This window comes from Dankookia sp. GCM10030260, assembly GCF_042666655.1.
GTDB lineage: Bacteria > Pseudomonadota > Alphaproteobacteria > Acetobacterales > Acetobacteraceae > Paracraurococcus.
This window is the reverse complement of the sequence record NZ_JBHTDE010000009.1, coordinates 117,615-141,311: the sequence shown is the minus strand read 5'-3', so window position 1 is coordinate 141,311 and position 23,697 is coordinate 117,615. Positions and strand designations below refer to the sequence as shown.

The following is a 23,697-nucleotide window of genomic DNA, read 5'->3' as shown; positions in this document are numbered from 1 at the left end:
GGATCGTGCCGGGGGTGTCAATCGGCAGCGTAGCGCCGCGCCGCCGTGGCCAGCGTGGCCAGCAGCGCCGCGGCCTCGCCCGGGCGGCGGGCGCCCATCGGCTGCGGCACCGCCTGCCAGCGGCCGGGGAAAGCGGCGTCGAGCGCCCCGCGCAGCACGGCGGCGACGGCCCGGCCGATGACAACGACATGGTCCGGGGCCAGCGCCGGCAGGATCGCCGCATGGTAGCGGTCCCAGGAGAGGCGGACCGCATCGGCATGGATCCGCGCTGCCTCGCGCGCCCCGCCCGGCCCGGCGACGGCGACGAGGGAGGCATCGGTCAGCCAGATCCCCCGCGCCCGCAGCCGCCGCAGCAGCGCCGCCTTGGCGGCGAGGCGCCGGGCCGGATCGGGGCAGGCGGCGCGGGTCGGGGCGGGCCGGCCGTCCAGCGCGGCGAACAGCCGCCAGTATTGCGGCGTGCCGGCATTGCCGGCGGGCAGGCCGGGGACCAGCGCCGGCTCGCCATAGGCCGGGCAATAGAGGTGGCGCACGAAGCCGGCGGGGAGCGGCCAGTCGAGGCCGGGCGGCAGGCGGATGGGGCAGGCCAGCTCGGCGGCGCCGGTCGCCATGTGGCTCTCGGCCAGCAGCAGCAGCCGGATGCGGGGCGGCCGGAAGGCCTGCCGCCAGGCCTCGGCCGCCAGCGCCGCGGCCGGCGGCTCGGCCAGCGGCAGGCACGCGGCAAGCGCGGAAAGGGCGGCGGCGAGGTCGGGCATGACGCGGAGATGGGGATGATCCGGCGCAAGGCGCGGGGGGCTTGACCCTCCCATGATGGGAAACCCCACATGGTCGGGCATCATGCCAGAAGCACCCATCTCCGCATCGCCTCCCCTGGGCCCGACCCTGGGCCCGACCCTGTCCCTGCCGATCGCCGGCATGACCTGCGCCGCCTGTGCCGGGCGGGTGCAGCGTGCCCTCGGCAAGGTGCCCGGAATCGCCGAGGCCACGGTGAACCTGGCCACCGAACGCGCCGAGTTGCACGGCACCGCGCCGCTGCCCGACCTGGTCGCGGCGGTCGAGCGGGCCGGGTATGCGGTGCCGGAGGCCCGCGTCGAGCTCGGCATCGGCGGCATGACCTGCGCCACCTGCGCGCTGCGGGTGGAGAAGGCGCTGACGAAGGTGCCGGGGGTGCTGGCCGCCAGCGTGAACCTGGCGACCGAGACCGCCTCCGTCCGGATGCTGGCCGGCACCGAGGAAGCCGCCCTGGCCGCCGCCATCGCGCGTGCCGGCTACAGCGTGCGGGCGGCCGAGACCACCGAGGCGGAGACCGCGGCGCAGGGCGGGCGGGAACGGCGCGACCTGATCCTCGCGGCGCTGCTGACCGCGCCCTTCCTGGCCGGGATGGTCGGGATGGCTTTCGGCGCCGACTGGATGCCGCATCCGTACCTGCAACTGGCCCTGGCCATCCCGGTGCAGTTCTGGCTCGGCGCGCGGTTCTACCGGGCGGGCTGGGCGGCGCTGCGGGCGGGCACCGGCAACATGGACCTGCTGGTGGCGCTCGGCACCTCGGCCGCCTTCGGGCTGTCGGTGTGGATGCTGGCCAGGCACGGCGAGCACGCCGCGCACCACCTGTATTTCGAGGCCAGCGCCACCGTCATCCTGTTCATCCTGCTGGGCAAGTGGCTGGAGGCGCGGGCGCGAAGGGCGACGGGTGCCGCCATCCGCGCCCTGCTCGAACTCCGCCCCCGCACCGCCCGGCGGCTGGATGCCAGGGGCGCGGAGGAGGAGGTGCCGGCCATCGCGCTGGCGATCGGCGACCGCGTGGTGGTGCGGCCGGGCGAGCGCATCCCGGCCGACGGCCTGGTGCTGGAAGGCCGCGCCGGCGTGGACGAGAGCGCGCTGACCGGCGAGAGCCGGGCGGTGGAGAAGGAGCCCGGCGCCACGGTCTCGACCGGCACCATCGCCCTCGACGGCCGCCTGGTGGTCGAGGCGCGGGCGGTGGGCGGGGAGACGGTGCTGGCCCGGGTCGCGGCGCTGGTCGCCGCCGCCCAGGCCAGCCGGGCGCCGGTGCAGAAGCTGGTGGACCGGGTCAGCGCGGTCTTCGTCCCCGTGGTGATCGGCATCGCCGCGCTGACCCTGCTCGGCTGGCTGCTGGCCGGCGTGGGGGCGGAGGTGGCGGTGCTGCGGGCGGTCGCCGTGCTGGTCATCGCCTGCCCCTGCGCGCTGGGCCTGGCCACGCCGGCCGCCATCATGGCCGGGACCGGCGCCGCGGCGCGGGCCGGCATCCTGGTGCGCGACGCCGAGGCGATCGAGCGGGCGCAGGGCGTGACGCTGGTGGCCTTCGACAAGACCGGGACGCTGACCGAAGGCCGGCCGCGGCTGGCCGCGGCGCACGGCGCCGACCAAGCCACCGCCCTCCGCCTCGCCGCCGCGCTGCAGGCCGGCTCCGAGCATCCGCTGGCCCGCGCCGTGCTGGCCGCGGCTGGCCCCGACCTGCCGCCGGTGCAGGACTTCCGCGCCCTGCCCGGGCGCGGCGTCGCCGGCCGGGTGGCGGGCCGCGCCCTGCTGCTCGGCAGCCCGCGGGCGCTGGCGGAATCGGCGGCCGATCCCGGCCCGCTCGCCGCTGCGGCCGAGGCCGAATCGGCGCAGGGCCGCACCCTCGCCTGGCTGGTCGAGACGGCGCCGAGCCTGCGCGTCCTCGCGCTGCTGGCCTTCGAGGATGCGGAGAAGCCCGGCGCCGCGGCGGCGATCGCCGGGCTGCGCGCGCTCGGCGTGAAGGCCGCCATGATCAGCGGCGACTCCTCGGCGGCGGCCGGTGCGGTGGCGGCCCGGCTCGGCCTCGACGACGTGGCGGCCGAGGTGCTGCCGGACGGCAAGGCGGCGCGCATCCAGGCCTGGCAGCAGGCCGGCGAGCGCGTGGCGATGGTCGGCGACGGCGTCAACGACGCGCCGGCCCTGGCGGCGGCCGATCTCGGCATCGCCATGGGCACCGGGACGGACGTGGCGATCCAGGCGGCGGCCATTACCCTGCTGCGCGGCGACCCCGCGCTGGTGCCGGCGGCGCTGGATATCACCCGGCGGACACTCGGAAAAATCCGGCAGAACCTGGGCTGGGCCTTCGGCTACAACCTCGTCGGCCTGCCGCTGGCGGCGGCCGGCCTGCTCTCCCCGCCGATCGCCGGGGCGGCGATGGCGCTGTCCTCGGTCTCGGTCCTGGCGAATGCGCTGCTGCTGTCGCGCTGGAAGCCGGAGGGGATGCGATGATGAATATCGGCGAGGCATCGCGCGCCTCGGGCGTCTCCGAGAAGATGATCCGGCACTACGAGGCGATCGGTCTGCTGCACCCGGCGCGGCAGGCCAATGGCTACCGCGCCTATGCCGGCGGGGATGTCGCCGTGCTGCGCTTCATCCGCCATGCCCGCGACCTGGCCTTCCCGCTGGAGGACATCCGCCGGCTGCTCGGGCTCTGGCGCGACCGCGGCCGGGCCAGCGCCGAGGTGCGCGGCCTGGCGCTGGGACACATCGCGGCGCTGGAGGCCAAGGCCCAGGCGCTGCAGGCCATGGCGACCAGCCTGCGGCACCTAGCCGCCACCTGCCACGGCGACGACCGGCCGGACTGCCCGATTCTCGACGGCCTCGAAGGAAGACAGGGATGATCGAACTCAAGGTGAGCGGCATGACCTGCGGGCACTGCGTCCGCGCGGTGACCCAGGCGATCCGGGCGGAGGACCCGCAGGCGGCGGTGCAGGTGGACCTCGGCGCCGGGACGGTCCGCGCCGAGACGCGGCTGCCGCGGGACAAGGTCGCGGCGCTGGTGGCAGAGGAAGGCTACCAGGTCGCCGCCGGTTAGCCTGGGGTCAGCGCCCGCACATAGGCCAGCTGCGCATCGTTCTCGATGGTGCCGCCGCGTGCCGCGCGCACCGCGAGGATCGCCGCCTGTGGTGCCATGCCCTGCTCGATCAGCAGCGTCGCCGCGATGGTGCCGGTGCGGCCGAGCCCGCCCTTGCAATGCAGCAGGACCCGCCGGCCCTGCCGCAGCCAGCCATGCAGCCGCGGCCCGGCGGCGGACCAGGCGGCATGGAACGGCGCGCGGGGGATGTCGCCATCGACGATCGACAGCGGCAGCCAAGCCATGCCGCGCGCCGCCACCGCCGCGCCCAGGCCCTCGACGCGGAGCTCGGCCAGCTCGTGCGGCTCCATCAGCGTGACCACGGCGACCGCCCCCCAGTCGCGGATGCGGTCGAGGTCGAGCGCCAGGTCACGCTGCCAATTGCCGGTCAGCCCCTGCGGCTGGTGCTTGCCGGGGCAGAAGGTCATGCCGATCTCGCCGCCGCCCGGCGCCGCGACGGCGTCGATCCGCAGCGGGTGGGTCGCGCTGGTCTTCGCGGGGCGGGTCATGCCGCTGCCCCCGCATCCAGCAGCGCATCGGCGGCGGCGACCAGCCTGTCCCGCCAGGCCAGCGGCGCCAGCCAGCGGTCGGGGATGCCGGACAGGCCATGCAGCGCGCCGGCGAGCTGGCCGGTGACCGCGCCGACGCTGTCCGCATCGTCGGCCAGGTTCACCGCCAGCACCACCGCCGCCTCGAAGCTGTCGGTGCGCTCCACCGCCCAGAGCGCGGCTTCCAGGGTGTGCAGCACGTAGCCGGAGGAGCGCACTGCCGCCCGGTCGCGGCCGCGCCAGGCCCCGCTTGCGGCGCCGGCGATGCCGGGATCGCCCGCCCAGTCGCGCGGCGCCAGCACCGTGGCGCGCGGGGCGCCGAGGATCGCCTCCCGCAGCAGCAGGGCGAGGAATTCGCAGGCCTCGACCGCCTGCGGCGCCGCATGGGTGGTGCGGCTCTGCCCGGCGGCGAGACGGCGCGTGGCGGCGGCGTCGCGCCAGCCATGCAGCGCCACCGGCGCCAGCCGCATGAGCGAGCCGTTGCCCGCGGTCTGCGGGTCGGTGGCGCCGGCCATGGGGTCGCCCGTGGCCTCGAAGCGGGCCAGGGCCTGGCGGGTGGCGATGCCGATGTCGAAGCAGCGGCCGGTGCAGGAATACTCGCCCTGCCGCCACCAGCGGCGGAAGCGGTCCATCAGGTCGCGCGCATCGAGCCCGCCCGTCGCCACCAGGCTGTCGGCCAAAGCGAGGGCCATGCTGGTGTCGTCGGTCCATTGCCCCGGCTTCAGGCCGAAGGGGCCGCCGCCGGTCATCTCGGCATGGTGGGGGTGCTGGTCGCGGCGGCTGAATTCCAGCGTGGTGCCCAGCGCGTCGCCGACCGCGAGGCCGAGCAGGGCGCCACGGGCGCGGTCGCGCAGGGCGGGGTCCGGCAGGGCGGGCATGGGGCGCATCGGCGGCTCCTGGGCTTCGGCGCGGCGGGCGCCGTCACCCGGTTCATCGCCATTTAAGGGCTTTCGGTTGAATGAATAGGCGGAACATACGCCGAAAGATATTTGCGTGGACTTCGTCTCACGGGTTCGCGATGGTGATTAAAGTATACGGCTCGTCGGTCACCTACACCAACAGATGAGGTCCAGGGTGCAGCAGGCGGAATGGTGGCGCGGTGCCGTCCTCTACCAGGTCTATCCCCGCAGCTTCGCGGATTCCGACGGCGACGGCATCGGCGACCTGCCGGGCCTGCTCGACCGGATCGACCATATCGCCGATCTCGGCGTGGACGGCATCTGGCTGTGTCCCACCTATGTCTCGCCGCAGCGGGATTTCGGCTACGACGTGGCCGACCACTGCGCCATCGACCCCAGCTTCGGGACGCTGGAGGATTTCGACCGGGTGCTGGACGCGGCGCATGCGCGCGGGCTGAAGGTGCTGATCGACCTGGTCGGCGGGCATACCTCGGACCAGCATCCCTGGTTCGACACCAGCCGGCGCGGCAAGGCCGCGCCGACCGCCGACTGGTATGTCTGGGCCGACCCGGCGCCCGACGGCACGCCGCCGAACAACTGGCTCAGCGTCTTCGGCGGTTCGGCCTGGAGCTGGGAGCCGCGGCGGCGGCAGTATTTCCTGCACCATTTCCTGCCCTCGCAGCCGACGCTGAACCTGCAGCACCCGGCCTGCCTGGACGCGCTGCTGGATGTCGCGCGGTTCTGGCTGGACCGCGGGGTGGACGGCTTCCGGCTGGATGCGATCGACTTCCTGACGCATGACCTGCGGCTGCGCAGCAACCCGGCGGCGCCGCGCGGCGATGGCACCGTGCCGGCCAAGCTGTTCGCGCTGCAGCGGCACGACCACGACATGATCCAGCCGGCCAGCATGGCGGTGCTGCGGCGGATCCGGGCGCTGCTGGACGAATACCCGGGCACCGTTTCCCTGGGCGAGGTTTCCTCGCAGGAGGGCGCCTTCGACCGGATCGCCGGCTACACCGGCGCGCCCGACCTGCTGCACATGGCCTATACGCTGCGGCCGCTGCGGCACGGCTTCGACCGGCCGACCCTGCAGGCCCTGCTGCGCGACGCGATCTCCACATGTTCGCGCGGCTGGCCCTGCTGGTCCTTCTCCAACCACGACGTGGAACGCGCCGCGACGCGCTGGGCGCCGGAGGGCCGGGCGGATACCCGCTTCACCCGGCTGCTGCTGGCCCTGCTGCTGACGCTGCCCGGCAGCGCCTGCCTCTACCAGGGCGAGGAGCTGGGCCTGCCCGAGGCGCAATTGGCCGAGGACGAGATCCGCGACCCCTTCGGGATCACCTACTGGCCGGAATTCAAGGGCCGCGACGGCAGCCGCACGCCGATGCCCTGGGCGGAGGACGAACGCTTCGCCGGCTTCACTGCCGCTTGGGCCTATCCCTGGCTGCCGGTCCCGGCCTCCCACCGCGCCCTGGCGGTGGACGGGCAGGAACGCGACGCGGACAGCACGCTGCGCTTCACCCGAAGGCTGCTGGCGCTGCGGCGGGCGGAACCTGCCCTGCGGCACGGCACGGCGGCCGAGCTCGACCTGCCGGCGCCGCTGTTCGGCTTCACCCGCGAGGCGGCGGGACAACGGGTGACGCTGGTCTTCAACCTGGCGGAAGCGCCGGTCGCGCTGCCGGCGGGGCTGCTGGCGGGGATGGCCGGGCTGAGTGGCTTCGATGCGGCGGCCGGCGTGCTGCCGGCCTTCGGCTTCGCCCTGCTGGTGCCGGCGATGGCGCGGGTGCGGGAGCCGGCCTGACCGGCGGCCGGCCCGGCCGCGCGCCGCCCGGCCGGCAACCGGATCGCCTCGGTCCCCGTCCTCGCGGCCGCGTGCATGGCGGCCGATGCCTGGGCGACGGCCTGCATGGTGCTGGGCGAGGAGGCGGCCGGCAGGCTCGCGGCGGCATCCGGCCCGGACACGATCTTCGTGTTCGACGACGGGACGGTCAGAGCGATGGCCCATTCGCCGCCGCCCGGCCGGGCCGCGTCGGCATGACGGCGCCTGCGGCCATCGGGGACCCCTTCGGCGCGCTGCGCGGCCTGCTGCCGGCCAGCGGGCGGCAGGCCGTGCGAAGGCTGCTGCGCAGGGCGGTGGACGCGGTGCCGCCGCTGGCGCGCGCGCGTGACGCCAGGGCGCTGCGGCGACGGATGCGTACGGCGCTCGGCTACGAGCCCGATCTCCGCAGGCCGCCCACCTACACCGAGCGGCTGGCGCACAGGATCCTGCACGACCGGGACCCGCCACTGGTCGTCACCTCCGACAAGGTCGCCGTGCGGGACTACGTCGCCGCGCGAAACGGGCAGGACTACCTGGCCCCGCTGCTCGGGGCCTGGGATCGTGCGGAGGCGATCGCCTGGGACAGGCTGCCCGACCGCTTCGTGCTGAAGGCCAACAACGGCTCCGGCACCAACCTGATCATGCGCGACAAGGCGGCGTTGGACCGCGCGGCGGCAACGCGCGAAGCCGCGCGGCGGCAGGAGGGGAACCACGCCCTCTGGACCGGGGAGTGGGCCTATGGCCGCATCCGGCCGCGGCTGCTCGCCGAGGCGCTCCTCGAGGGGCCGGGCGACGATGCGGCGCCGGTGGACTACAAGTTCCACCTGTTCGGCGGACGCCCGCGCATCCTCGAGGTGGCGCTCGGCCGCTTCACGGACCACCACCGCCATCTGCTGCGGGACGCCGAATCCTTTCGTCCCTTGCCGTTTCGCTGGGGCGCTCGGGCAGCGACCCGGGACGAGGAAGCGGCCTTCGTGCCGCCGCCCGAGGTGCACGCGATGGCCCGCCTCGCCGTTCGACTCGGCGCGCCCTTCGCGCAGGTGCGGGTGGATTTCTATCTGTGCGCGGGCCGCATCCGGTTCGGTGAGCTGACGCACTACGCCGGCAACGCCTGCGACGCCTTCGTGCCAGGCCGGTACGACCGCGTGCTCGGCGATATCTGGGCGGCGCCCGAGCGGAGCTGGTCCGGCTGATCCGGTCCGCGATCGCCGCGGCTCCGGTGTTGCCCGGCACGGTCCGCGGCAGGCGACGTCAGCGTTCCAGGGTCTTGAGATAGGCCACGAGATCGGCGATCTGGGTTTGGCCGAGCTGGAATTCGGGCATCACCGCATGGCCCGTCTCGATCCCTTCCGCCAGCGCCTCGGCGAGTTGCTCGACGGGATAGCGCTGGTGGATGGCACGGAAAGGCGGCGCCGCCGCAAGCGGGCTGCTCCCCGTCCGGCCAATGGCATGGCACCTGGCGCAGTTCGCCTGCGCCAAGGCTCTCCCGGACTCGGGTCGTCCGTCCCGCGCCAGGGCCGCGGGTCCGCCGCAGAGAATCACGACGGCGGGGACAAGGCGCAGCAGGGACAGCAATGCGGCGATGCTCCTCAACGAACGTTGGGCATGCATGGTGCGGCGCCGTGCCGCGGGCAACGCTGCCCTGTCCCGCCTATCCCGTCGATGACCCCCGACCCTGGCGGCGTCCGGTCGGACGACCCGTACCTAGCCTATGACGCCGCGTTGAGCCGGTCCTTCAGCGCCTTCGCGGGGGCGAACTTGGCCACCTTGGAGGCGGCGATCTGAATCGCGGCGCCGGTCTGCGGGTTGCGGCCTTCGCGGGCGGCACGTTCCGTCGCGCTGAAGATCCCGAAACCGTTGAGCCGCACTTCCTTGCCGGCAACGAGCTCGTCGGAGACGGCGCCGAGGACGGCGTCGATGGCCTTGGCGGCATCTGCCTTCGAGAGGCCAGCGGCATCGGCGACATGGGCAATGAGGTCGGCTTGGTTCATGGATGATCTACTCTGCTGGTGGGGGATGATCCGCTACAACGCCGTGATCGGGGGAGCAAGCGCGAAGAAATCCAGCCCGGCGCCGGCCGCAGGCCGATGCGGGCAAGCGGATCGGCGTGGACCGGTCCGCGAGCGGTCATGCTGCCGCACGCGGCGTCATCGCCCGGGCCCAAGACGCGACCCGTCTGACGGCACGGGCCACGGCGCCTGGCGCGACCTCCGGCCTCGCGGTCGTCCCAACCTCCGTTGTGCCGGCGAAGCGGCGGGTGCTGGCGGAAACGGCGTTGCCGGAAGGGGCCAACGCATGGCGTGGACCGGTCGGACAGCGGCGGGCGCCCTGTGCGGCCGCGCAAGCCCGGCGTCAGCCCGCGATCCAGCGCGCCACGTCCTCGGGCTTCGGCAGGCCCCCGGCGTGGACGACCTTGCCGTCGACGACCAGGCCGGGCGTCGAGACCACGCCGAAGCCGGCGATCTCGGCATAGTCGCTGACCTTCTCGACCGCGACCTCGACGCCGAGACTGGCCGCGGCGTCATGCACCATCCGCGACACCGCGTCGCACCGCTTGCACCCCGGGCCCAGTACCTTGACGCTCTTCATGGCCATGATCCTTCAGGCGAACAGCAGGTTGAACAGGAAGCCCACGGCGAGGATGCCGACCGTCACGATGCCGGCGAACACCAGGATCAGCTTCAGCGACAGCACCTTGCGCAGGATCACCAGCTCCGGCAGCGACAGCGCGGTCACCGACATCATGAAGGCGAGCACGGTCCCCAGCGCCGCGCCCTTGCCGAGCAGCGCCTCCACCACGGGAATGATGCCGGCCGCGTTGGAATACATCGGGACGCCGATCAGCACGGCGGCCGGGACCGACCACCAGGCCTCCTTGCCCATGATCGAGGCGAGCAGCGCCTCGGGCGCATAGCCGTGGATCAGCGCGCCCACCGCGATGCCGGCGATGATCCAGTACCAGACGCGGCCGACGATCTCGCGCACCGCCTCGGTGCCGGCGCGGATACGGTCGGGCCAGGTGATCGATGCGGCCGGGATCTCGGTGGCATCGGCCTGGATCTTCAGGACCCAGGGCTCCAGCCAGCCTTCCAGCCTGAGCCGGCCGATGACCCAGCCCGCGCCGATCGCGATGGCAAGCCCGAAGGCCAGGTAGGTCAGCGCGATCCGCCAGCCGAGCATGGCGAACAGCAGGCCGAGGGCGACCTCGTTGACCATCGGCGCCGCGATCAGGAAGGAGAAGGTGACGCCGAGCGGCACGCCGGCCGAGACGAAGCCGATGAACAGCGGGATGGCCGAGCAGGAGCAGAAGGGCGTGACGATGCCGAGCGATGCCGCCATGGCATTGCCGGCACCTTCCCGCCGCCCGGCCAGCAGGGCGCGGGTTCGCTCCGGCGAGAAGAAGGAACGGACGATGCCCATGGCGAAGACAACGCCGGTCAGCAGCAGCAGCACCTTCGGCGTGTCGTAGGCGAAGAACCACACCGCCTCACCCAGCCGCGTGTCCCGCACCAGCGGCGTGAGGCCGAAGGCCAGGTCGGCGAGCGGCACCAGCGAGGCATAGAGCAGTATCCAGACCGGCGCGGCGAGCAGCCACAGCAGCGTCGGGTCGAATCCCATGCGACGGAGGCTTCGGGCCGCCATTGGCAAATCCTCCTGGCGGATGGAGCTTGCCATCCGGCCCGCCCGCAGCCTGCGCCCGGTGCGGACGCCACGCCTTGAGGCAGCGCAACAGGCCCCAAGGCGTCAGCCCGGCCGCAGCTCGCCCTCGATGCGGCCGTCGCGCAGGCTCACCAGCCGGTCGAAGCGGCTGAAGATCTTGTCGTCATGCGTCACCACCAGCACCGCGGCGGCCTGTTCCCGCGCCACCCGGCGCAGCAGGTCCATCACCACCTGGGCGCGTTCGGAATCGAGCGCCGCGGTCGGCTCGTCGGCCAGGATGATATGCGGCCGGTTCGCCAGGGCGCGGGCGATCGCCACCCGCTGCGCCTCGCCGCCCGAGAGCTTGGCGGGCATCGCGCCGGCCCGCCTGCCGACCTGCAGGTAGTCGAGCAGGGCGCGGGCCCGGTCGCGCGCCACGGCCAGCGGCACGTCGTTCAGCGTCATCGCCAGGGCGACGTTGTCGGTGGCGTCGAGGAAAGGCAGCAGGTTGTGGAACTGGAAGATGAAGCCGATCGTCCGCCGCCGCAGCGCGCGCAGGTCGGCCTTGGCCCAGCCGCCCTGCCACACCGTCTCGCCGGCCAGGCGGAGCACGCCGGCATCCGGCTCGAGGATGCAGGCGACCAGGTTCAGCAGGGTGGACTTGCCGCTGCCGGAAGGGCCGCGCAGGCCCACCACCTCGCCGGCGGCGACGCTCAGGGTGATGTCGGACAGCGCCTGGACCCGTGCCTCGCCTTCGCCGAATCCTTTGGCGACGCCCTGCAATTCCACGAGCGCGTTCACCCCCCGAGCGCCTGGGACGGCTCGACCCGCAGCGCGTAGCGCACGCCCAGCAGGCTGGCGAGAAGGCAGATGCCGAAGACCAGCAGGCCGAAGCCGGCGACCTCCTCGGGCCCCAGCACCACGCGGCGCGGGAAGCTGTCCTTCACCGCCAGCAGCAGCGCCGCGCCGCCGGCGAAGCTGACGGCGCCCAGCAGCATCGCCTGCTGCATCACCAGCGCGACGATGGTGGCATCCGGCGCGCCGATCAGCTTCAGCGTGGCGATCTCGCGCATCTTGTCCATCGTCAGCGTGTAGATGATCAGCGCGACGATCACCGCCGAGACCAGCAGCAGCACGGTGGTGAACAGGCCGAGCTGCTTGCGGGCGCGGTCCACCACGCTGCGGGTCAGCACCTGTTCCTGCTCGGCCGCGGTCAGCGCGGCGAAATGCTTCCAGCGGCGGATCTCGGCCGTCACCGACGCCGGGTCGGCATACGGGGAGAGCCGGGCGATCACCGCGTTCACCGTGTCCTGCGGCAGCGCGCCGCCGCCGCCCTGCTGCGCCCGCCGCGCCGCCGGCGGGTTCAGGCGGAATTGCAGGTCCTGGCTGTCCCGCAGGGTGATCCAGGCGAGCGGGTCGCCGCCGGTCGATACCGTGCGGGTGCTGAGGCCGACCACGCGGTAGCGGATATTGGCCATCTCCACCATGCCGCCGAGCGGCACGCCGGCGCCGCGGTCCAGCACCATCTCCAGCCGGCCGCGGCCGATGCCGCGGCCGGCCAGGATGCCGGGCGGGCCGCCCGGCCGGTCCGGCTCGTAGCCCACCACCTGCAGCCGCAGCACGGCGCCGATCCGCTGCCGCCCGGCCTCGCCGGCCCGCTCGCGCACCAGCGCCTCGCTCGGCGCCTCGCCGCTGCCGGGGCCGCCGGCGTGGCGCGCCTCCACCGTCTGGATCGTCAGGCTGCCGGCCGCGGTCACGCCGGGCAGCCGGGCCACAGCCTCGCGCACGTCGCCGGGGATGCGGCTGGCCTCGGCGAAGGGGCCGCGGCTGCCGCCCTCGACCACCCAGAGGTCCGCGCGCAGCCCGCGCGCGAGCGACAGCGCCTCCTCGACCACCCCGCCATAGATCCCCACCATGGCCAGCGCCACGCCGAGCAGCAGGCCGAGGCCGAGGCAGGTCAGCAGGAAGCGCCCGAGGTTGTGGCGGATGTCGCGCAGCGCCAGGTTCATCGCGGCCGCGCCGCCCGGCCTTCCTGCATGGCACCCGAAACCCGGGTCACCACCGCCAGCGTCTCCGGCAGGGCCGGGTCCAGCGCCAGCCGCGCATCCAGGGTGCGGGCGACGAAGCGGACGTCCCGTTGCCGCAGCGTGCCGGCCTCGATGGTCCAGACCCGGCCGGTGGCGCCATCGAAGCCCTCGACCGCGGTCTCCGGCACCAGCCGGGCGGCGGGCAGCCGGCCGGTCTCGATCTCCAGCTGCACCTGCTCGCCCAGGACGATCCGCGGCGGGCAGGTCTCGCAGCGGACGTAGATGCGCCGCTCCTCGGTCACCCGGTCGCTTTCCAGGCCGATGCGGACCACCCGCGCGGCGAAGGCCTCGCCGGGCAGGGAGCGCAGCCGCAGCACCGCCGGCTGGCCCTCGCGGACCTGCCCGGCGCGGCCCTCGTCCACATGGGCCAGGGCCCAGAAGGTGGCGGCATCGACCAGGGTGAAGACCGTCTCGCCCGGTGCCAGGGCGCTGCCCGGCTCGCGCTGCCTGCCGACCACCAGGGCGTCGTAGGGCGCGGCGAGGGTGTGCTTGGCCAGCGAGGTCTGCTCGGCGAGCAGCCCGGCCTGCGCATCGGCCAGGGCGGCGCGGGCGACGGACAGGTCGGCGCGGGCCACGGCCAGGTCGGCGGCGGCGATGATTGCCTCGGTCTCGGCCAGTTCCGCGACCTCGACCGAGGCATTGCCGCGGGCGGCCAGCTCGCGCCGGCGGTTGGCCTGGCTGCGCTTCTGCTGCGCCTGGGCGGTCGCGCGGTCCAGCGCGGCGGCGACGCGCAGCTGCTGCGCCTCGGCGCTCTGCAGCGCGGCCCCGGACCTGGCGACGCGGGCCTGCTGCGCCGTGGGATTCAGCCGGGCGAGGACCCGCCCGGCCACCACCATGTCACCATGATCGGCGAGCACCGCGACCAGCGTGCCGGCGACCTCGAAGCCGATGCGGGAGGTGACCTGCGCCTCCATCGTGCCGAGGCCGAAGACGCGCACCGGCACGTCCCGTTCCACCCGCGCCACCGGCACCTCGACCGGCCGGTGGCGCAGCGTCCAGGCGGCGCCCGCGCCGACAATGGCCACCAGCGCGATGCCGGCGAGAACCCGCTTGCGGCGCACGCGGTGCGATCAGGCGCTACGCTGGTCGAGCGGGCAGGTGTTCAGCCCCAGCAGGCTATAGACCGGGCAGGTCCCCATCAGGCCGGTCGCCAACGGCACCAGGCCGATGAGCCCCCACCAGCCGAGCGGGCCGAGCCAGCCGAGCGCGAGAAGGACAAGGCCGGCCGCGATCCGCAGCCCCTTGTCGATGCCACCCACATTGCGTGTCATGTCCGTTCTCCTGCCTCTGCGCGAAGACTAGGCGCCGGTCGCGTATGTGCATTGCGCTGGGTCAAGCCGGTACATGGGCGCCCGCCCAGGCGACGATGCCGTGCGCAGGCAGGGCGCCGGCCTGGCGCGCCACCTCGCGCCCGCCGGCGAACAGGGCGAGCGTCGGGATGCTGCGGATCGCCAGTTCGGCGGCGAGCTGCGGCGCCTCCTCGGTCGAGACCTTGACCAGCCGCAGGCGCGGCTCGAGCGTCCGCGCCGCTGCCTCGAAGGCCGGCGCCATGGCACGGCACGGGCCGCACCAGGAGGCCCAGAAATCCACCAGCAACGGGATGCCGCTGTGCTTGAGGTGGCGGCGGAACCGCGCCTCCGACAGGGCGGCGAGCTTCGCCTCGAACAGGGCGGCGCGGCATCCGCCGCAGCGCGGGCCGTCGCCGAGCCGCGCGGTGGGGACGCGGTTGATGGCGTCGCAATGCGGGCAGACGACCTGGAGCGGCGTGTCCATGGCTGGTTCCTCCGTCAGTTGGTGGCGCGGGACGCTGCGGGGTTGGCGCGCAGCCAGTCCTGGATCGGCGCCCAGGGGCCGAAGCGGTGCTGTTCCGGCGCGAAGGGTCCGACGAAGGGCGGGTAGCCGGCATCGACCGGCTTCTTCGAGCGATCGGGGTAGTCTGCCTCCAGCCCGGCCTTGTGCGGGCGCGGCTGGCTGTTGACGAAGGCCATCACGTCGAAGGCGTCCTCGGCGGCGATCGCCGGCGCCGCGAAGGTGGTGCCGAGCGGCATGTTGGCGTGGACGAAGCGCGCGGCGGTGATGACGCGCGCCATCCCGGCGCCGTCGTTGTAGCTGTCCGGGCACAGAGCGGCGGGAAGCGGTAGCGCCGCCCCGTCTCGGCGGCCTCGGCGGCCTCCAGCCGCTGGCCCTCGCCCTCGGCGCCATGGCAGGCGGCGCAGGTCTCGGCGAAGACCTGCCGGCCGCGTGCCGGAGCCGCGGCGCGGCCGGGCAGCGGCAAGGGCGGCGAGCCGCGGCCATGCAGCGACTGGCCGACGCGTTCGGGCGCACCGGTGTGGCGGATGGAGATGAGGATCGCCTTCGTCTCCGGCCCTTCCACCGGCAGGGGGCGGCCGTTCATGCTGCGCTCCATGCAGCCGTTCACCCGCTCCTCCAGCGTGCGGACCTCGTCCTCGCGGCCGATATGCTGCGGGAAGACACCCCAGACCCCGGCAAGCGGCAGGCCGAATTGCTGGCTGCCCGCCTGCAGGTGGCAGGACTGGCAGTCGAGGCCGTTGCCGGCGAAGCGCATGGCCGGATCGGCGGCGTCGGGCCCGATCAGCGAGGAGGTGCGGGTGATCAGGTCGCGGCCGCGGCGCACGGTGCGGCCGTAGATGTCGTTAGGCAGCGCATCCGGGTCGGGCACGGTCCATGCCTCGGCGGTGGCGGGCTGGGCGGTGGCGGGCTGGGCGGCAGCCGGCGTCGCGGCCACGGCCGCCGGGACCGGGCTCAAGGCGGGCGCCGGGGCCATGGCGGGCGCGCTGGCGGACGGCGCGACGGCCTGCGCCGTCCCCGGCGCCACCGGTTCGGGCCGGTGCAGCGCCAGCGCCAACCCGCCGGCGGCGACGGCCGCGATGGCGACCTGCATCAGCGATGGTCCGCGCATCCTGGTGTCCTCCCGCACGTCTTCGGTGCCTGTGGTCCCTCAGCCCGGCCGCGCCGCTGCCGGTCCGGTGCCGGTTGCACCGCCGCGTCGCGCCCCGACCGCGAGGTGGTAGAGCCCCATCCCGCCCAGCATCGCCGCCACGAAGACCAGCACGGGCCAGCCGCCGAAGCCGAGCGAGGCCAGGGCCGGACCCGGGCAGAAGCCCGCAAGTCCCCAGCCGATGCCGAACAGCGCCGCGCCGCCCAGCAGGCGCGCGTCGATCCGCCGGCGCGCGGGCGGCGCGAAGGCGGCGTCGCAGAGCGGCGCCCCCATCCGGCCGCCGAGCCGGAAGCCGAGCGCCGCCACGGGGATCGCCGCCGCCATGACGAAGGCGAGGCTGGGGTCCCAGTCGCCGGCGAGGTCGAGGAAGCCGAGCACCTTCGCCGGGTTCACCATCCCCGAGACGACGAGCCCGAGGCCGAACAGCAGGCCCGAGGCGAGGGCAGCCAGGATTTGTGGCATCGGCTTAACTCCCCAGCACGTGGCGCGACAGGAAGACCGTCGCCGCGGCGGTTGCCATGAACACCCCGGTCGCGGCGATCGAGCGCGGCGAGAGCCGGGCGATGCCGCAGACGCCATGCCCGCTGGTGCAGCCGGTGCCGAGCCGCGTGCCGACACCGACGAGCAGCCCCGCCAGGACCAGGCGCGCCGGTCCCGCGGCGATCGACACCTCCGGCGCGCCGAGCGCCGCGAGGTAGAGCAGCGGTGCCCCGACCAGCCCGGCGAGGAAGGCGAGCCGCCAGCCATGCTCGCCGGCCGGCGCCCCGGCGAGCCCGCCGAGGATGCCGCTGATGCCGGCGATGCGGCCGAGCGAGACCCAGAGCAGCGCTGCCGCCGCGCCGATCAGCGCGCCGCCCGCCGCGGCCGACCAGGGGGTGAACTGCGTCATCCGATGTATCTCATGCCTCAGGTCGCCAGCTCCGGCTGCGCCAGCCATTCCCGGCCGCGCAGCATCGCCTTCCAGTAGATCCAGGGCAGCATGCGCTCCTTCAGCAGCCAGGCGAGGCGGCTGGGCCGCGTCCCGTCGATCAGCCAGGCCGGGAAGCTCGGCAGCAGCCGGCCGCCGTAGCCGAATTCGGCCAGCACGATGCGCCCGCGCGCGACGGTCAGCGGGCAGGAGCCGTAGCCGTCGTAGAGGGCGTCGTTTCCCTGCACCGCGCCCATGTCGCGCAGCAGGTTGTGCGCGACGATCGGGGCCTGCTTGCGGGCGGCGGCGGCGGTCTTGGCGTTCGGCGCGTTGCAGGCGTCGCCGAGGCCGTAGATGCCGGGGAAGCGCGCGTGGCGGAGCGTCGCCGCGTCCACGTCCAGCCAGCCCGCGGCATCGGCCAGCGGCGAGGCGCGCAGGAAGTCGGGCGCCGTCTGCGGCGGCACCACATGCAGCATGTCGAAATGCCGCTCGACCTCCGTGGTGGCGCCGTGGGGGCTGGTGCGGGAGAACCAGGCGGTGCGCGCCGGCCCATCCACCCGCGTCAGCCTTTCCTGGAAATCCAGGTGGATGCCGTAGCGTCCGACGTATTCCATCAGCGCCGGAACGTAGTCCTTCACCCCGAACAGCACGGCGCCGGCGTTGCAGAAATCGATGCGGATGTCGCCGAGCACGCCGCTGCGCCGCCAGTGGTCGGCCGCCAGGTACATCGCCTTCTGCGGCGCCCCGGCGCATTTGATCGGCATCGGCGGCTGGGTGAAGATCGCCGCGCCGCGCTTGAGGCCGCGCACCAGTTCCCAGGTATAGGGCGCGAGGTCGTAGCGGTAGTTGGAGGTGACGCCGTTCCGCCCCAGCGTCTCGGACAGGCCTTCGATGCCGCCCCAGTCGAGCTTGAGTCCAGGGGCGACGACCAGCCGGCCATAGGTGACGACCCGGCAGCCGTCCAGGATGACGGCGTTGTTCGCCGGCTCGAAGGCGGCGACCGCGGCCTTGATCCAGGCGACGCCGCGCGGGATGAGCGAGGCCATGGTGCGCGCCGTGGTGCGGGCGGCGAAGACGCCGCCGCCCACCATCGTCCAGCCGGGTTGGTAGTAGTGGATGTCGGCCGGGTCGATGATGGCGATGTCGAGGTCGGGGCTGCGCGCCTTGAGGCTGGCGGCGACGGCGATGCCGGCGGCGCCGCCGCCGATCACCACGACCTCGTGCCGCACCTCCCCGCTGGTGGTCGGGGTGCGGCCGCCATTGGCGATGCGGCGGGCGACGCCGGTCATGTCGTAGCCGGCCGCCTTGGCCGCGGCGGTGATCTCCGGCAGGGCGCGGCCGCGCGCCGCCTCGGCCAGCGACCAGAGCGTCGCCGAGCGCGTGCCGGTGCGGCAATAGGCGAGCACGGGCTTCGGCAGCCGGTCGAGCAGCCGGCCGAAGGCGGCGGCGTCCGCATCCGTCACCTTGCCCGAGACGACCGGCAGATAGGCGGCTTCCAGCCCCGCCTCGGCGGCGGCGCGGGCGAGCTCCTCGAAGCCGGGCTGGTCGGGGCCCTCGCCGTCCGGCCGGTTGCAGATGACGGCGCGGAAGCCGAGGGCAGCGAGGTCGGCCACCTCCGCCGGCCGGATCTGCGGCGCGGCCGAGACGGTCTCCGAAAGGCGTTTCACGTCCATCACGCGTCCTCCCCTGCGGTTCAGAAGACGTCCAGCGGCACCTTGAGGAACCGCTTGCCGTCTGGGCCGGGCGCCGGCAACTGCCCGGCATGCATGTTCACCTGGATCGAGGGGATGATGAGCCGCGGCATGGCCAGCGTCGCGTCGCGCGCCGTGCGCATGGCGACGAATTCGTCCTCCCCGACGCCGTCGTGGACGTGGATGTTGTGGGCGCGCTCCTCGGCGACGGTCGTCTCCCAGCGGATCTCCCGCCCGTTCGGGCCGTAGTCGTGGCACATGAACAGCCGCGTCGCCGGCGGCAGCGCGAGGACGCGCCTGATGGAGCGGTAGAGCACGCCGGCGTCGCCGCCGGGGAAGTCGGCCCGCGCGGTGCCGCCATCCGGCATGAACAGCGTGTCGCCGACGAAGGCGGTGCCGCCGATCACATGCGTCATGCAGGCGGGCGTATGGCCGGGCGTGTGCAGCGCCACCGCCGTCATGCCGCCGATCGTGTAGCTGTCGCCGTCCTGGAACAGCCGGTCGAACTGGCTGCCGTCGCGGCGGAACTCGGTGCCCTCGTTGAACACCTTGCCGAAGGTGTCCTGCACCACGGTGATGCGGTCGCCGATGCCGATGCGGCCGCCGAGCTTCTGCTGGATATAGGGCGCGGCCGAGAGATGGTCGGCATGCACATGCGTCTCGATCAGCCATTCGAGGCTGAGGCCGCGGTCGCGGATATGGGCGATGACCGCATCCGCCGAGCGGGTGGCGATGCGCCCCGCCGCCCAGTCGAGGTCGAGCACGCTGTCGACGACGGCGCAGGCGCTGGAGCCGGGATCCTTCACCACGTAGCTGATGGTGTTGGTGTCCGCATCGAAGAAGGGCGTGACCTCCGGCCGGATGCTGGTGTCGATGCCCACGGGGATGTCCGACATGGCGATATCCTTGTTGTGGCGCGGGCCCGTCACGCGTGGCCGACCGAGCGCCAGATGATGTAGACGGCCACGGTGAAGACGATGCCGGCGAAGATGCGGTTCAGCGTGTTGCGGTCTGCCGCCAGCCGGCAGGCGGCGCGCATGCCGAGCCAGCCGCCGGCGATGCCGCCGGCGATGAATTGGGCGGCGACCATCCAGTCCACCAGGCCCGATGCGGCGTAGTTCATCGCGGTCGCCAGGCCGAAGACGCCGACCGCGAGCAGCGAGGTGCCGACGGCGTTGATCATCGACATGCCGGTCGCCAGGATGAGGCCGGGCACGATCAGGAAGCCGCCGCCGATCCCGAAGAAGCCCGAGAGCAGGCCGACGCCGAGGCCGACGCCGCCGACCCGCAGCGCGACGGCGCGGGTCAGCGGCGCGGCGGCCGCACCGGCGCCGGCATGGCGCGGCCGCAGCATGGCGCCGCCGATCACGATCATCATGAAGGCGAACAGCAGGATGAGCCGTTCGCCGTCCACCGCCTTGCCGAGGGTCGAGCCGGCCAAGGCCCCGAGGACGCCGGCCAGCGAGAACACCGCGGCGATGCTCCAGCGGACGTTGCCGGCGCGCGCATGCCCGGCGAAGTTGACGAGGGCATTGGCCGAGACCGCCAGTGCGCCGGTGCCGAGTGCCGCGTGCGGCGAGAGGCCGACCGCATAGAGCAGCAGCGGCGTGGCGACGATCGACCCGCCGCCGCCGATCAGGCCGAGCACGAAGCCGACGACGCCGCCGGAGCCGAGCGAAAGGAGCGCCTGCATCATGACCGCGCTCCCATGTCCCAGCCGGCCATGGCGAAGACCCCGGCCTCGCCCGGCGCGCGTCGCGGCGCGATCGCGGCGGCCGGGTCCTCGGGGCGTGGCATGGCCGTGGCGGCACGGGCCGGCGGCGTGGCCAGGCCGCCCATGGCGCGGCGCAAAGCCTCCAGCATGCCGGCAACGCGGTCGTCGGCGAGGCGGTAGACGACCGACTTCGCCGCGCGCCGCGTCGCCACCAGCCCCGCCTCGCGCAGCGTCGCCAGCTGCTGGGACAGGTTGGGCTGGCGGAGGCCGAGCTCGGCCTCGAAGCCGGCCACCGCCAGCTCGCCCTCGAGCAGCCGGCAGAGGATGCGCAGGCGCATCGGGTGGGCCAGCACGCGGAGGAATTCCGCGGCCGCCTCGGGGTCGCAGCCGCCGGGGGTCTCGGGGCTCATCGCGGCGCCCCCGCCTGGGACAGGTAGTACCAGTCCTGGGCACCCGCGGCATTGCGCGCGGCGGCCTCCTGCACGGTCTGCGGCGGCGGCAGCACGCCCGCCTCGCCGGGCCGCCAGTCGGCCGGGGTGGAGAGGCCAGAGGCGTCGGTCTCCTGCAGCGCCGCCAGGCTGCGCAGCAGTTCCTCGACGCTGCGGCCGGTGGTCATGGGGTAGTAGCTCAGCATCCGGATGGTGCCGGCGGGGTCGATCAGGAAGCTGCCGCGGACCGTCGCGGTGCTGGTATCGGCCGGGTGGAGCATGCCGTAGGCGCGCGCCAGTCCCATCGAGATGTCCTCGGCGATCGGGAAGGGAATCTCGACGCCGAACCCGGCCTCGATGCTGCGGACCCAGGCGAGGTGGGCGAAGAGGCTGTCGACCGAAATGCCAAGCAGGTCGCAACCGAGCGCCTGGAAGCGGTCATGGGCGCGGGCGAAGGCGATGAACTCCGAGGTGCAGACCGGGGTGAAGTCGGCGGGGTGGGAGAACAGCAGCAGCCAGCGGCCGCGGTAGTCTGCGAGGCTGCGCTCGCCCCGGGTCGTGCGAACGCGGAAGGGCATGGCCGGCGCGCCGAGGCGCGGCGTCCATCCGGTCGCGGGATCGGGCAGGGCAGGGGCTGCGTCGCGGAGCGCGGGATCGGGGGTCGGGACGTCGGGCGGTATCGGCATGGGCCAGCCTCATGATCTACATTATATATTTAACGATATTGTATAATGTCAAGTGAATCGATGCCGCCGCCGCGGTGCGCGAAGCGGCCCCGCACAGGCGATGAAACGGCCCTTGCGCCGGGCGGCTGGCGCCGCAGGCGCGTCCGGGAGGCACGCGGGCACCCAGGTCTTTCCCCGAGGCCGGATGGCCCGGCGGCGGCGCCCGGGCCGCCCGCCTGCCGATGCGACCGGTCCGGATGGACCCTTGCGGCAGCCGGGCGCGGGTGCTGGACTCGGGCGATGCCGGACACGCTGCTCGACCTGCAGGGCCTGACCTGCCCCTTGCCCGTCCTCAAGGCCAACAAGGCGCTGCGCGGGCTGCCGCCCGGGGCGCGGCTGACCGTGCTCGCCACCGACCCCGCCACCACCCGGGATTTCCCCGCCTATTGCGCGGAGACCGGGCACCTGCTGCTGGCCAGCTCGGAAGCCGAGGGCATCTACCGCTTCGAGCTGCAGAAAAGGGCCGAGCCCGCATGAGCACCCTGCTGCTGACCCACCGCGCCTGCCTGCTGCACGAGCCGGGCGAGGAACACCCGGAATGCCCGGACCGGCTGCGCGTGGTGCTGAAGGCGCTGGACCAGGAGGACTTCGCCGACCTGATCCGCGACGAGGCGCCCGAGGCCAGCGTCGAGCAGCTCTGCCGCGTCCACCCGCGCAACTACGTCGACGCCATCCTCGGCATCCGGCCGGCGGCGGGGGAGACGGTGCCGCTCGACGGCGACACCATCATGAGCCACGGCAGCGCCGAGGCCGCGCTGCGCGCCGCCGGCGCCGCGGTGGCGGCGACCGATGCGGTGATGCGGGGCGAGGTCCGCCGCGCCTTCTGCGCCACCCGCCCGCCCGGCCACCATGCCGAGCCTTCCCGGCCGATGGGCTTCTGCTTCTTCGCCAATGCGGTGGTGGCGGCGCGGCACGCCATCGCGGCGCATGGCGCGGCGCGCGTCGCGATCATCGATTTCGACGTCCATCACGGCAACGGCAGCCAGGCCTGCGTCGAGCGCGACCCGGCGATCCTCTATGCGTCGAGCCACCAATGGCCCTGCTACCCCGGCACCGGCGACGCACGGGAGAAGGGCGTGGGCAACATCTTCAACGCGCCGCTCAGCCCCGGGGCGGACGGCCCCGCCTTCCGCGCCGTCTGGGCGGATACGCTGCTGCCGGCGATCGAGGCCTTCGTGCCGGACCTGCTGGTGATCTCGGCCGGGTTCGACGCGCATGCGCGCGACCCGCTGGCGCAATTGCGGGTGCGGGAGGCCGACTTCGCCTGGCTGACGGCGGAGCTCTGCGCCATCGCCGAGCGGCACGGCCGCGGCCGCGTGGTGTCGCTGCTGGAAGGCGGCTACGACCTGGAAGCGCTGGCGCACAGCACCGCGGCGCATGTCCGGGTGCTGATGCGAGCGTGACGGCGCCGGGTCATGCCGAGGCCCGCCGGCTTGCCCTGGCACTGCCTGGCGCGGTGGAAAGCGCGCATGTCGGCAAGGCGGATTTCCGGGTCGGCGGGAAGATCTTCGCCTCCCTGCCGGATGCCGGGCTGGTGGTGCTGAAATTCCTGGCCGACCAGCAGGCGCTGCGCGTGGCGGCCTTCCCGGAAGCCTTCGCCCCGGTCCCCGGCCGCTGGGGCCGCAAGGGCTGGACCCGGCTCCGCCTCGCCGCGGCGGACATGGACCTGTTGCAGGACGCGCTGGTCGCCGCCTGGCGCAACGTCGCGCCGCGGCGGCGGCAAGGCGAGGCCACGGCTACTTCCGCGCCTGGACATAGTCCCAGAAGTTGAAGGCGAAATCCTGGTTCGGCCGGGTCTGGATGTGGCAGGTGAAGCAGGCCTCGACGCTGGCGTCGTTGCGGCGGCCGTCGCCGAAGAACCGGGCATATTCCCAATTGCCGTTGCGCTTTTCCGGCGGGTAGCCCTCGCCCCAGCCGGCGCGCTTCTCCTGCACCCCGATCGCCGCCCAGCCTGGCTCCGGGATCAGCCGCCCCTGCTGGTCGAGCAGCGGCGCCCCGTCCGCGCCCAGCCGCGCCTTGTTGTCCGCCAGGATGATCAGCGTGCCGTCCGGCAGCGGCGTCCCGGGCTTCGCCGCGGCGAAGGCTTCCGGGTTGACGTAGAAATTGCGGACGATCTTGCGCCCCGGATTGTCGAGCGTGGCGTAGCGGATGAAGCTGGTCTCCCAGCCAGCCGGCAGGGTGATGTTCTGCGGTCCCGGCACATAGGCCTGCTGGGCGAGGGCGACGCCCGCCAGCAGCAGCGGCAGGGCGGCGATCGGCGCGAGGCGGCGCAGGCGCATGGATGGAGTCCTCCCGGGTTCTGTGCCGGCGAGTGAATACGCCGTGTCCGCACGAGGCAAGCGCGCCGTCACGCCTGCCGGCGGAACGGCCCGCCGCGCCCGCGGCTGACGCCGGCGAGCAAACCGCCTATCAGGCG

Annotated in this window: 30 protein-coding genes and 1 pseudogene; 9 read left to right on the top strand and 22 right to left on the bottom strand. The window is 73.8% G+C overall.

Going from position 1 to position 23,697, the window contains the following annotated elements:
- Positions 1-17: 17 nt before the first annotated feature.
- Positions 18-752 (bottom strand): hypothetical protein, encoded by a 735-nt coding sequence (locus ACFQS7_RS23230; RefSeq protein ID WP_380069523.1) that lies wholly within the window; start codon positions 750-752, stop codon positions 18-20.
- A gap of 82 nt (positions 753-834) precedes the next feature.
- On the opposite strand from ACFQS7_RS23230, the gene ACFQS7_RS23225 reads away from it, so the two are divergent.
- Genes ACFQS7_RS23225 through ACFQS7_RS23215 form a run of 3 tightly spaced genes read left to right on the top strand, consistent with a single transcriptional unit; the run spans position 835 to position 3,826 of the window.
- A complete protein-coding gene (locus ACFQS7_RS23225; protein WP_380069522.1) occupies positions 835-3,240 on the top strand; it encodes a heavy metal translocating P-type ATPase in 2,406 nt (801 codons plus the stop codon).
- A complete protein-coding gene (locus tag ACFQS7_RS23220; protein WP_380069571.1) occupies positions 3,240-3,632 on the top strand; it encodes a Cu(I)-responsive transcriptional regulator in 393 nt (130 codons plus the stop codon). Before ACFQS7_RS23225 ends, ACFQS7_RS23220 begins: the two co-directional genes overlap by 1 nt.
- A complete protein-coding gene (locus ACFQS7_RS23215; RefSeq protein ID WP_380069521.1) occupies positions 3,629-3,826 on the top strand; it encodes a heavy-metal-associated domain-containing protein in 198 nt (65 codons plus the stop codon). The genes ACFQS7_RS23220 and ACFQS7_RS23215 overlap by 4 nt, the downstream gene beginning before the upstream one ends.
- On the opposite strand, the gene ACFQS7_RS23210 is transcribed toward ACFQS7_RS23215, so the two are convergent.
- Together ACFQS7_RS23210 and ACFQS7_RS23205 are read right to left on the bottom strand one after the other, a co-directional pair.
- A complete protein-coding gene (locus tag ACFQS7_RS23210) occupies positions 3,823-4,374 on the bottom strand; it encodes a cyclin-dependent kinase inhibitor 3 family protein (RefSeq protein ID WP_380069520.1) in 552 nt (183 codons plus the stop codon). The two genes, ACFQS7_RS23215 and ACFQS7_RS23210, sit on opposite strands and share 4 nt — an antisense overlap.
- Positions 4,371-5,300, bottom strand: coding sequence for an ADP-ribosylglycohydrolase family protein (locus tag ACFQS7_RS23205; RefSeq protein ID WP_380069519.1), 930 nt, complete (start codon positions 5,298-5,300; stop codon positions 4,371-4,373). Before ACFQS7_RS23205 ends, ACFQS7_RS23210 begins: the two co-directional genes overlap by 4 nt.
- Before the next feature lie 175 nt (positions 5,301-5,475).
- Here ACFQS7_RS23205 and ACFQS7_RS23200 point away from each other — a divergent pair, with 175 nt between their 5' ends.
- The 3 genes and pseudogenes from ACFQS7_RS23200 to ACFQS7_RS23190 all read left to right on the top strand — a co-directional run bounded on the left by ACFQS7_RS23200 (position 5,476) and on the right by ACFQS7_RS23190 (position 8,324).
- Positions 5,476-7,113 carry an alpha-amylase family glycosyl hydrolase gene (locus tag ACFQS7_RS23200; RefSeq protein ID WP_380069518.1) on the top strand — a complete coding sequence of 546 codons (1,638 nt, stop codon included), beginning with the start codon at positions 5,476-5,478 and terminating at the stop codon, positions 7,111-7,113.
- A gap of 24 nt (positions 7,114-7,137) precedes the next feature.
- Positions 7,138-7,350 (top strand): annotated as a pseudogene (locus ACFQS7_RS23195) (FAD:protein FMN transferase); the annotation flags it as partial.
- Positions 7,347-8,324, top strand: a complete 978-nt coding sequence (locus ACFQS7_RS23190) for an ATP-grasp fold amidoligase family protein (protein WP_380069517.1) — start codon at positions 7,347-7,349, stop codon at positions 8,322-8,324. The pseudogene ACFQS7_RS23195 and the gene ACFQS7_RS23190, both read left to right, overlap by 4 nt.
- 58 nt (positions 8,325-8,382) lie before the next feature.
- Here the strand turns inward: ACFQS7_RS23190 and ACFQS7_RS23185 are convergent, their stop codons facing one another.
- From ACFQS7_RS23185 to ACFQS7_RS23100, 18 genes are all read right to left on the bottom strand, one after another.
- Positions 8,383-8,706, bottom strand: coding sequence for a c-type cytochrome (locus tag ACFQS7_RS23185; RefSeq protein WP_380069516.1), 324 nt, complete (start codon positions 8,704-8,706; stop codon positions 8,383-8,385).
- A gap of 134 nt (positions 8,707-8,840) precedes the next feature.
- The gene (locus ACFQS7_RS23180; protein ID WP_380069570.1) at positions 8,841-9,149 is read right to left on the bottom strand and encodes an HU family DNA-binding protein; all 309 of its coding nucleotides are present in this window, start codon (positions 9,147-9,149) and stop codon (positions 8,841-8,843) included.
- 334 nt (positions 9,150-9,483) lie between these two features.
- On the bottom strand, positions 9,484-9,720 hold the full coding sequence (locus tag ACFQS7_RS23175; RefSeq protein ID WP_380069515.1) for a thioredoxin family protein: 237 nt from the start codon (positions 9,718-9,720) through the stop codon (positions 9,484-9,486).
- A gap of 12 nt (positions 9,721-9,732) precedes the next feature.
- On the bottom strand, positions 9,733-10,749 hold the full coding sequence (locus tag ACFQS7_RS23170; protein WP_380069514.1) for a permease: 1,017 nt from the start codon (positions 10,747-10,749) through the stop codon (positions 9,733-9,735).
- Between the two features lie 126 nt (positions 10,750-10,875).
- Positions 10,876-11,571 (bottom strand): ABC transporter ATP-binding protein, encoded by a 696-nt coding sequence (locus ACFQS7_RS23165; RefSeq protein ID WP_380069513.1) that lies wholly within the window; start codon positions 11,569-11,571, stop codon positions 10,876-10,878.
- Positions 11,568-12,779: an ABC transporter permease gene (locus ACFQS7_RS23160; protein WP_380069512.1), complete on the bottom strand. Its 1,212-nt coding sequence runs from the start codon at positions 12,777-12,779 to the stop codon at positions 11,568-11,570. Before ACFQS7_RS23160 ends, ACFQS7_RS23165 begins: the two co-directional genes overlap by 4 nt.
- Entirely contained in the window at positions 12,776-13,918 is a 1,143-nt protein-coding gene (locus tag ACFQS7_RS23155) for an efflux RND transporter periplasmic adaptor subunit (RefSeq protein ID WP_380069511.1), read from the bottom strand. The genes ACFQS7_RS23160 and ACFQS7_RS23155 overlap by 4 nt, the downstream gene beginning before the upstream one ends.
- A gap of 9 nt (positions 13,919-13,927) precedes the next feature.
- Complete coding sequence (locus ACFQS7_RS23150; RefSeq protein ID WP_380069510.1) at positions 13,928-14,128, bottom strand: DUF2892 domain-containing protein; 201 nt, start codon at positions 14,126-14,128, stop codon at positions 13,928-13,930.
- 61 nt (positions 14,129-14,189) lie between these two features.
- Positions 14,190-14,630 (bottom strand): thioredoxin TrxC, encoded by a 441-nt coding sequence (gene trxC, locus ACFQS7_RS23145; protein WP_380069509.1) that lies wholly within the window; start codon positions 14,628-14,630, stop codon positions 14,190-14,192.
- A 14-nt stretch (positions 14,631-14,644) separates the two neighbouring features.
- Positions 14,645-14,905: a hypothetical protein gene (locus ACFQS7_RS23140; RefSeq protein ID WP_380069508.1), complete on the bottom strand. Its 261-nt coding sequence runs from the start codon at positions 14,903-14,905 to the stop codon at positions 14,645-14,647.
- Entirely contained in the window at positions 14,845-15,777 is a 933-nt protein-coding gene (locus ACFQS7_RS23135) for a c-type cytochrome (protein ID WP_380069507.1), read from the bottom strand. Before ACFQS7_RS23135 ends, ACFQS7_RS23140 begins: the two co-directional genes overlap by 61 nt.
- A 39-nt stretch (positions 15,778-15,816) precedes the next feature.
- Positions 15,817-16,278, bottom strand: a complete 462-nt coding sequence (locus ACFQS7_RS23130) for a DUF6691 family protein (protein WP_380069506.1) — start codon at positions 16,276-16,278, stop codon at positions 15,817-15,819.
- Positions 16,279-16,282: 4 nt separating this feature from the next.
- Positions 16,283-16,705 carry a YeeE/YedE family protein gene (locus ACFQS7_RS23125; RefSeq protein WP_380069505.1) on the bottom strand — a complete coding sequence of 141 codons (423 nt, stop codon included), beginning with the start codon at positions 16,703-16,705 and terminating at the stop codon, positions 16,283-16,285.
- A 17-nt stretch (positions 16,706-16,722) separates the two neighbouring features.
- Positions 16,723-18,396 (bottom strand): TIGR01244 family sulfur transferase, encoded by a 1,674-nt coding sequence (locus ACFQS7_RS23120; RefSeq protein WP_380069504.1) that lies wholly within the window; start codon positions 18,394-18,396, stop codon positions 16,723-16,725.
- 20 nt (positions 18,397-18,416) lie between these two features.
- Positions 18,417-19,310: an MBL fold metallo-hydrolase gene (locus ACFQS7_RS23115; protein ID WP_380069503.1), complete on the bottom strand. Its 894-nt coding sequence runs from the start codon at positions 19,308-19,310 to the stop codon at positions 18,417-18,419.
- A gap of 29 nt (positions 19,311-19,339) precedes the next feature.
- On the bottom strand, positions 19,340-20,110 hold the full coding sequence (locus ACFQS7_RS23110; RefSeq protein WP_380069502.1) for a sulfite exporter TauE/SafE family protein: 771 nt from the start codon (positions 20,108-20,110) through the stop codon (positions 19,340-19,342).
- Positions 20,107-20,538: an ArsR/SmtB family transcription factor gene (locus ACFQS7_RS23105; RefSeq protein WP_380069501.1), complete on the bottom strand. Its 432-nt coding sequence runs from the start codon at positions 20,536-20,538 to the stop codon at positions 20,107-20,109. The genes ACFQS7_RS23110 and ACFQS7_RS23105 overlap by 4 nt, the downstream gene beginning before the upstream one ends.
- Positions 20,535-21,242, bottom strand: a complete 708-nt coding sequence (locus tag ACFQS7_RS23100) for a peroxiredoxin (RefSeq protein WP_380069500.1) — start codon at positions 21,240-21,242, stop codon at positions 20,535-20,537. The genes ACFQS7_RS23105 and ACFQS7_RS23100 overlap by 4 nt, the downstream gene beginning before the upstream one ends.
- 279 nt (positions 21,243-21,521) lie before the next feature.
- Between ACFQS7_RS23100 and ACFQS7_RS23095 the strand changes: the two genes are divergently transcribed.
- The 3 genes from ACFQS7_RS23095 to ACFQS7_RS23085 are packed head-to-tail and all read left to right on the top strand — an operon-like array spanning position 21,522 to position 23,052.
- The gene (locus tag ACFQS7_RS23095; protein WP_380069499.1) at positions 21,522-21,758 is read left to right on the top strand and encodes a sulfurtransferase TusA family protein; all 237 of its coding nucleotides are present in this window, start codon (positions 21,522-21,524) and stop codon (positions 21,756-21,758) included.
- Positions 21,755-22,684, top strand: a complete 930-nt coding sequence (locus ACFQS7_RS23090) for a histone deacetylase family protein (protein WP_380069498.1) — start codon at positions 21,755-21,757, stop codon at positions 22,682-22,684. The genes ACFQS7_RS23095 and ACFQS7_RS23090 overlap by 4 nt, the downstream gene beginning before the upstream one ends.
- The gene (locus tag ACFQS7_RS23085) at positions 22,681-23,052 is read left to right on the top strand and encodes an MmcQ/YjbR family DNA-binding protein (protein WP_380069497.1); all 372 of its coding nucleotides are present in this window, start codon (positions 22,681-22,683) and stop codon (positions 23,050-23,052) included. The genes ACFQS7_RS23090 and ACFQS7_RS23085 overlap by 4 nt, the downstream gene beginning before the upstream one ends.
- Here ACFQS7_RS23085 and ACFQS7_RS23080 read toward each other — a convergent pair.
- On the bottom strand, positions 23,018-23,560 hold the full coding sequence (locus ACFQS7_RS23080; RefSeq protein ID WP_380069496.1) for a cytochrome P460 family protein: 543 nt from the start codon (positions 23,558-23,560) through the stop codon (positions 23,018-23,020). The two genes, ACFQS7_RS23085 and ACFQS7_RS23080, sit on opposite strands and share 35 nt — an antisense overlap.
- Between the last annotated feature and the right edge of the window lie 137 nt (positions 23,561-23,697).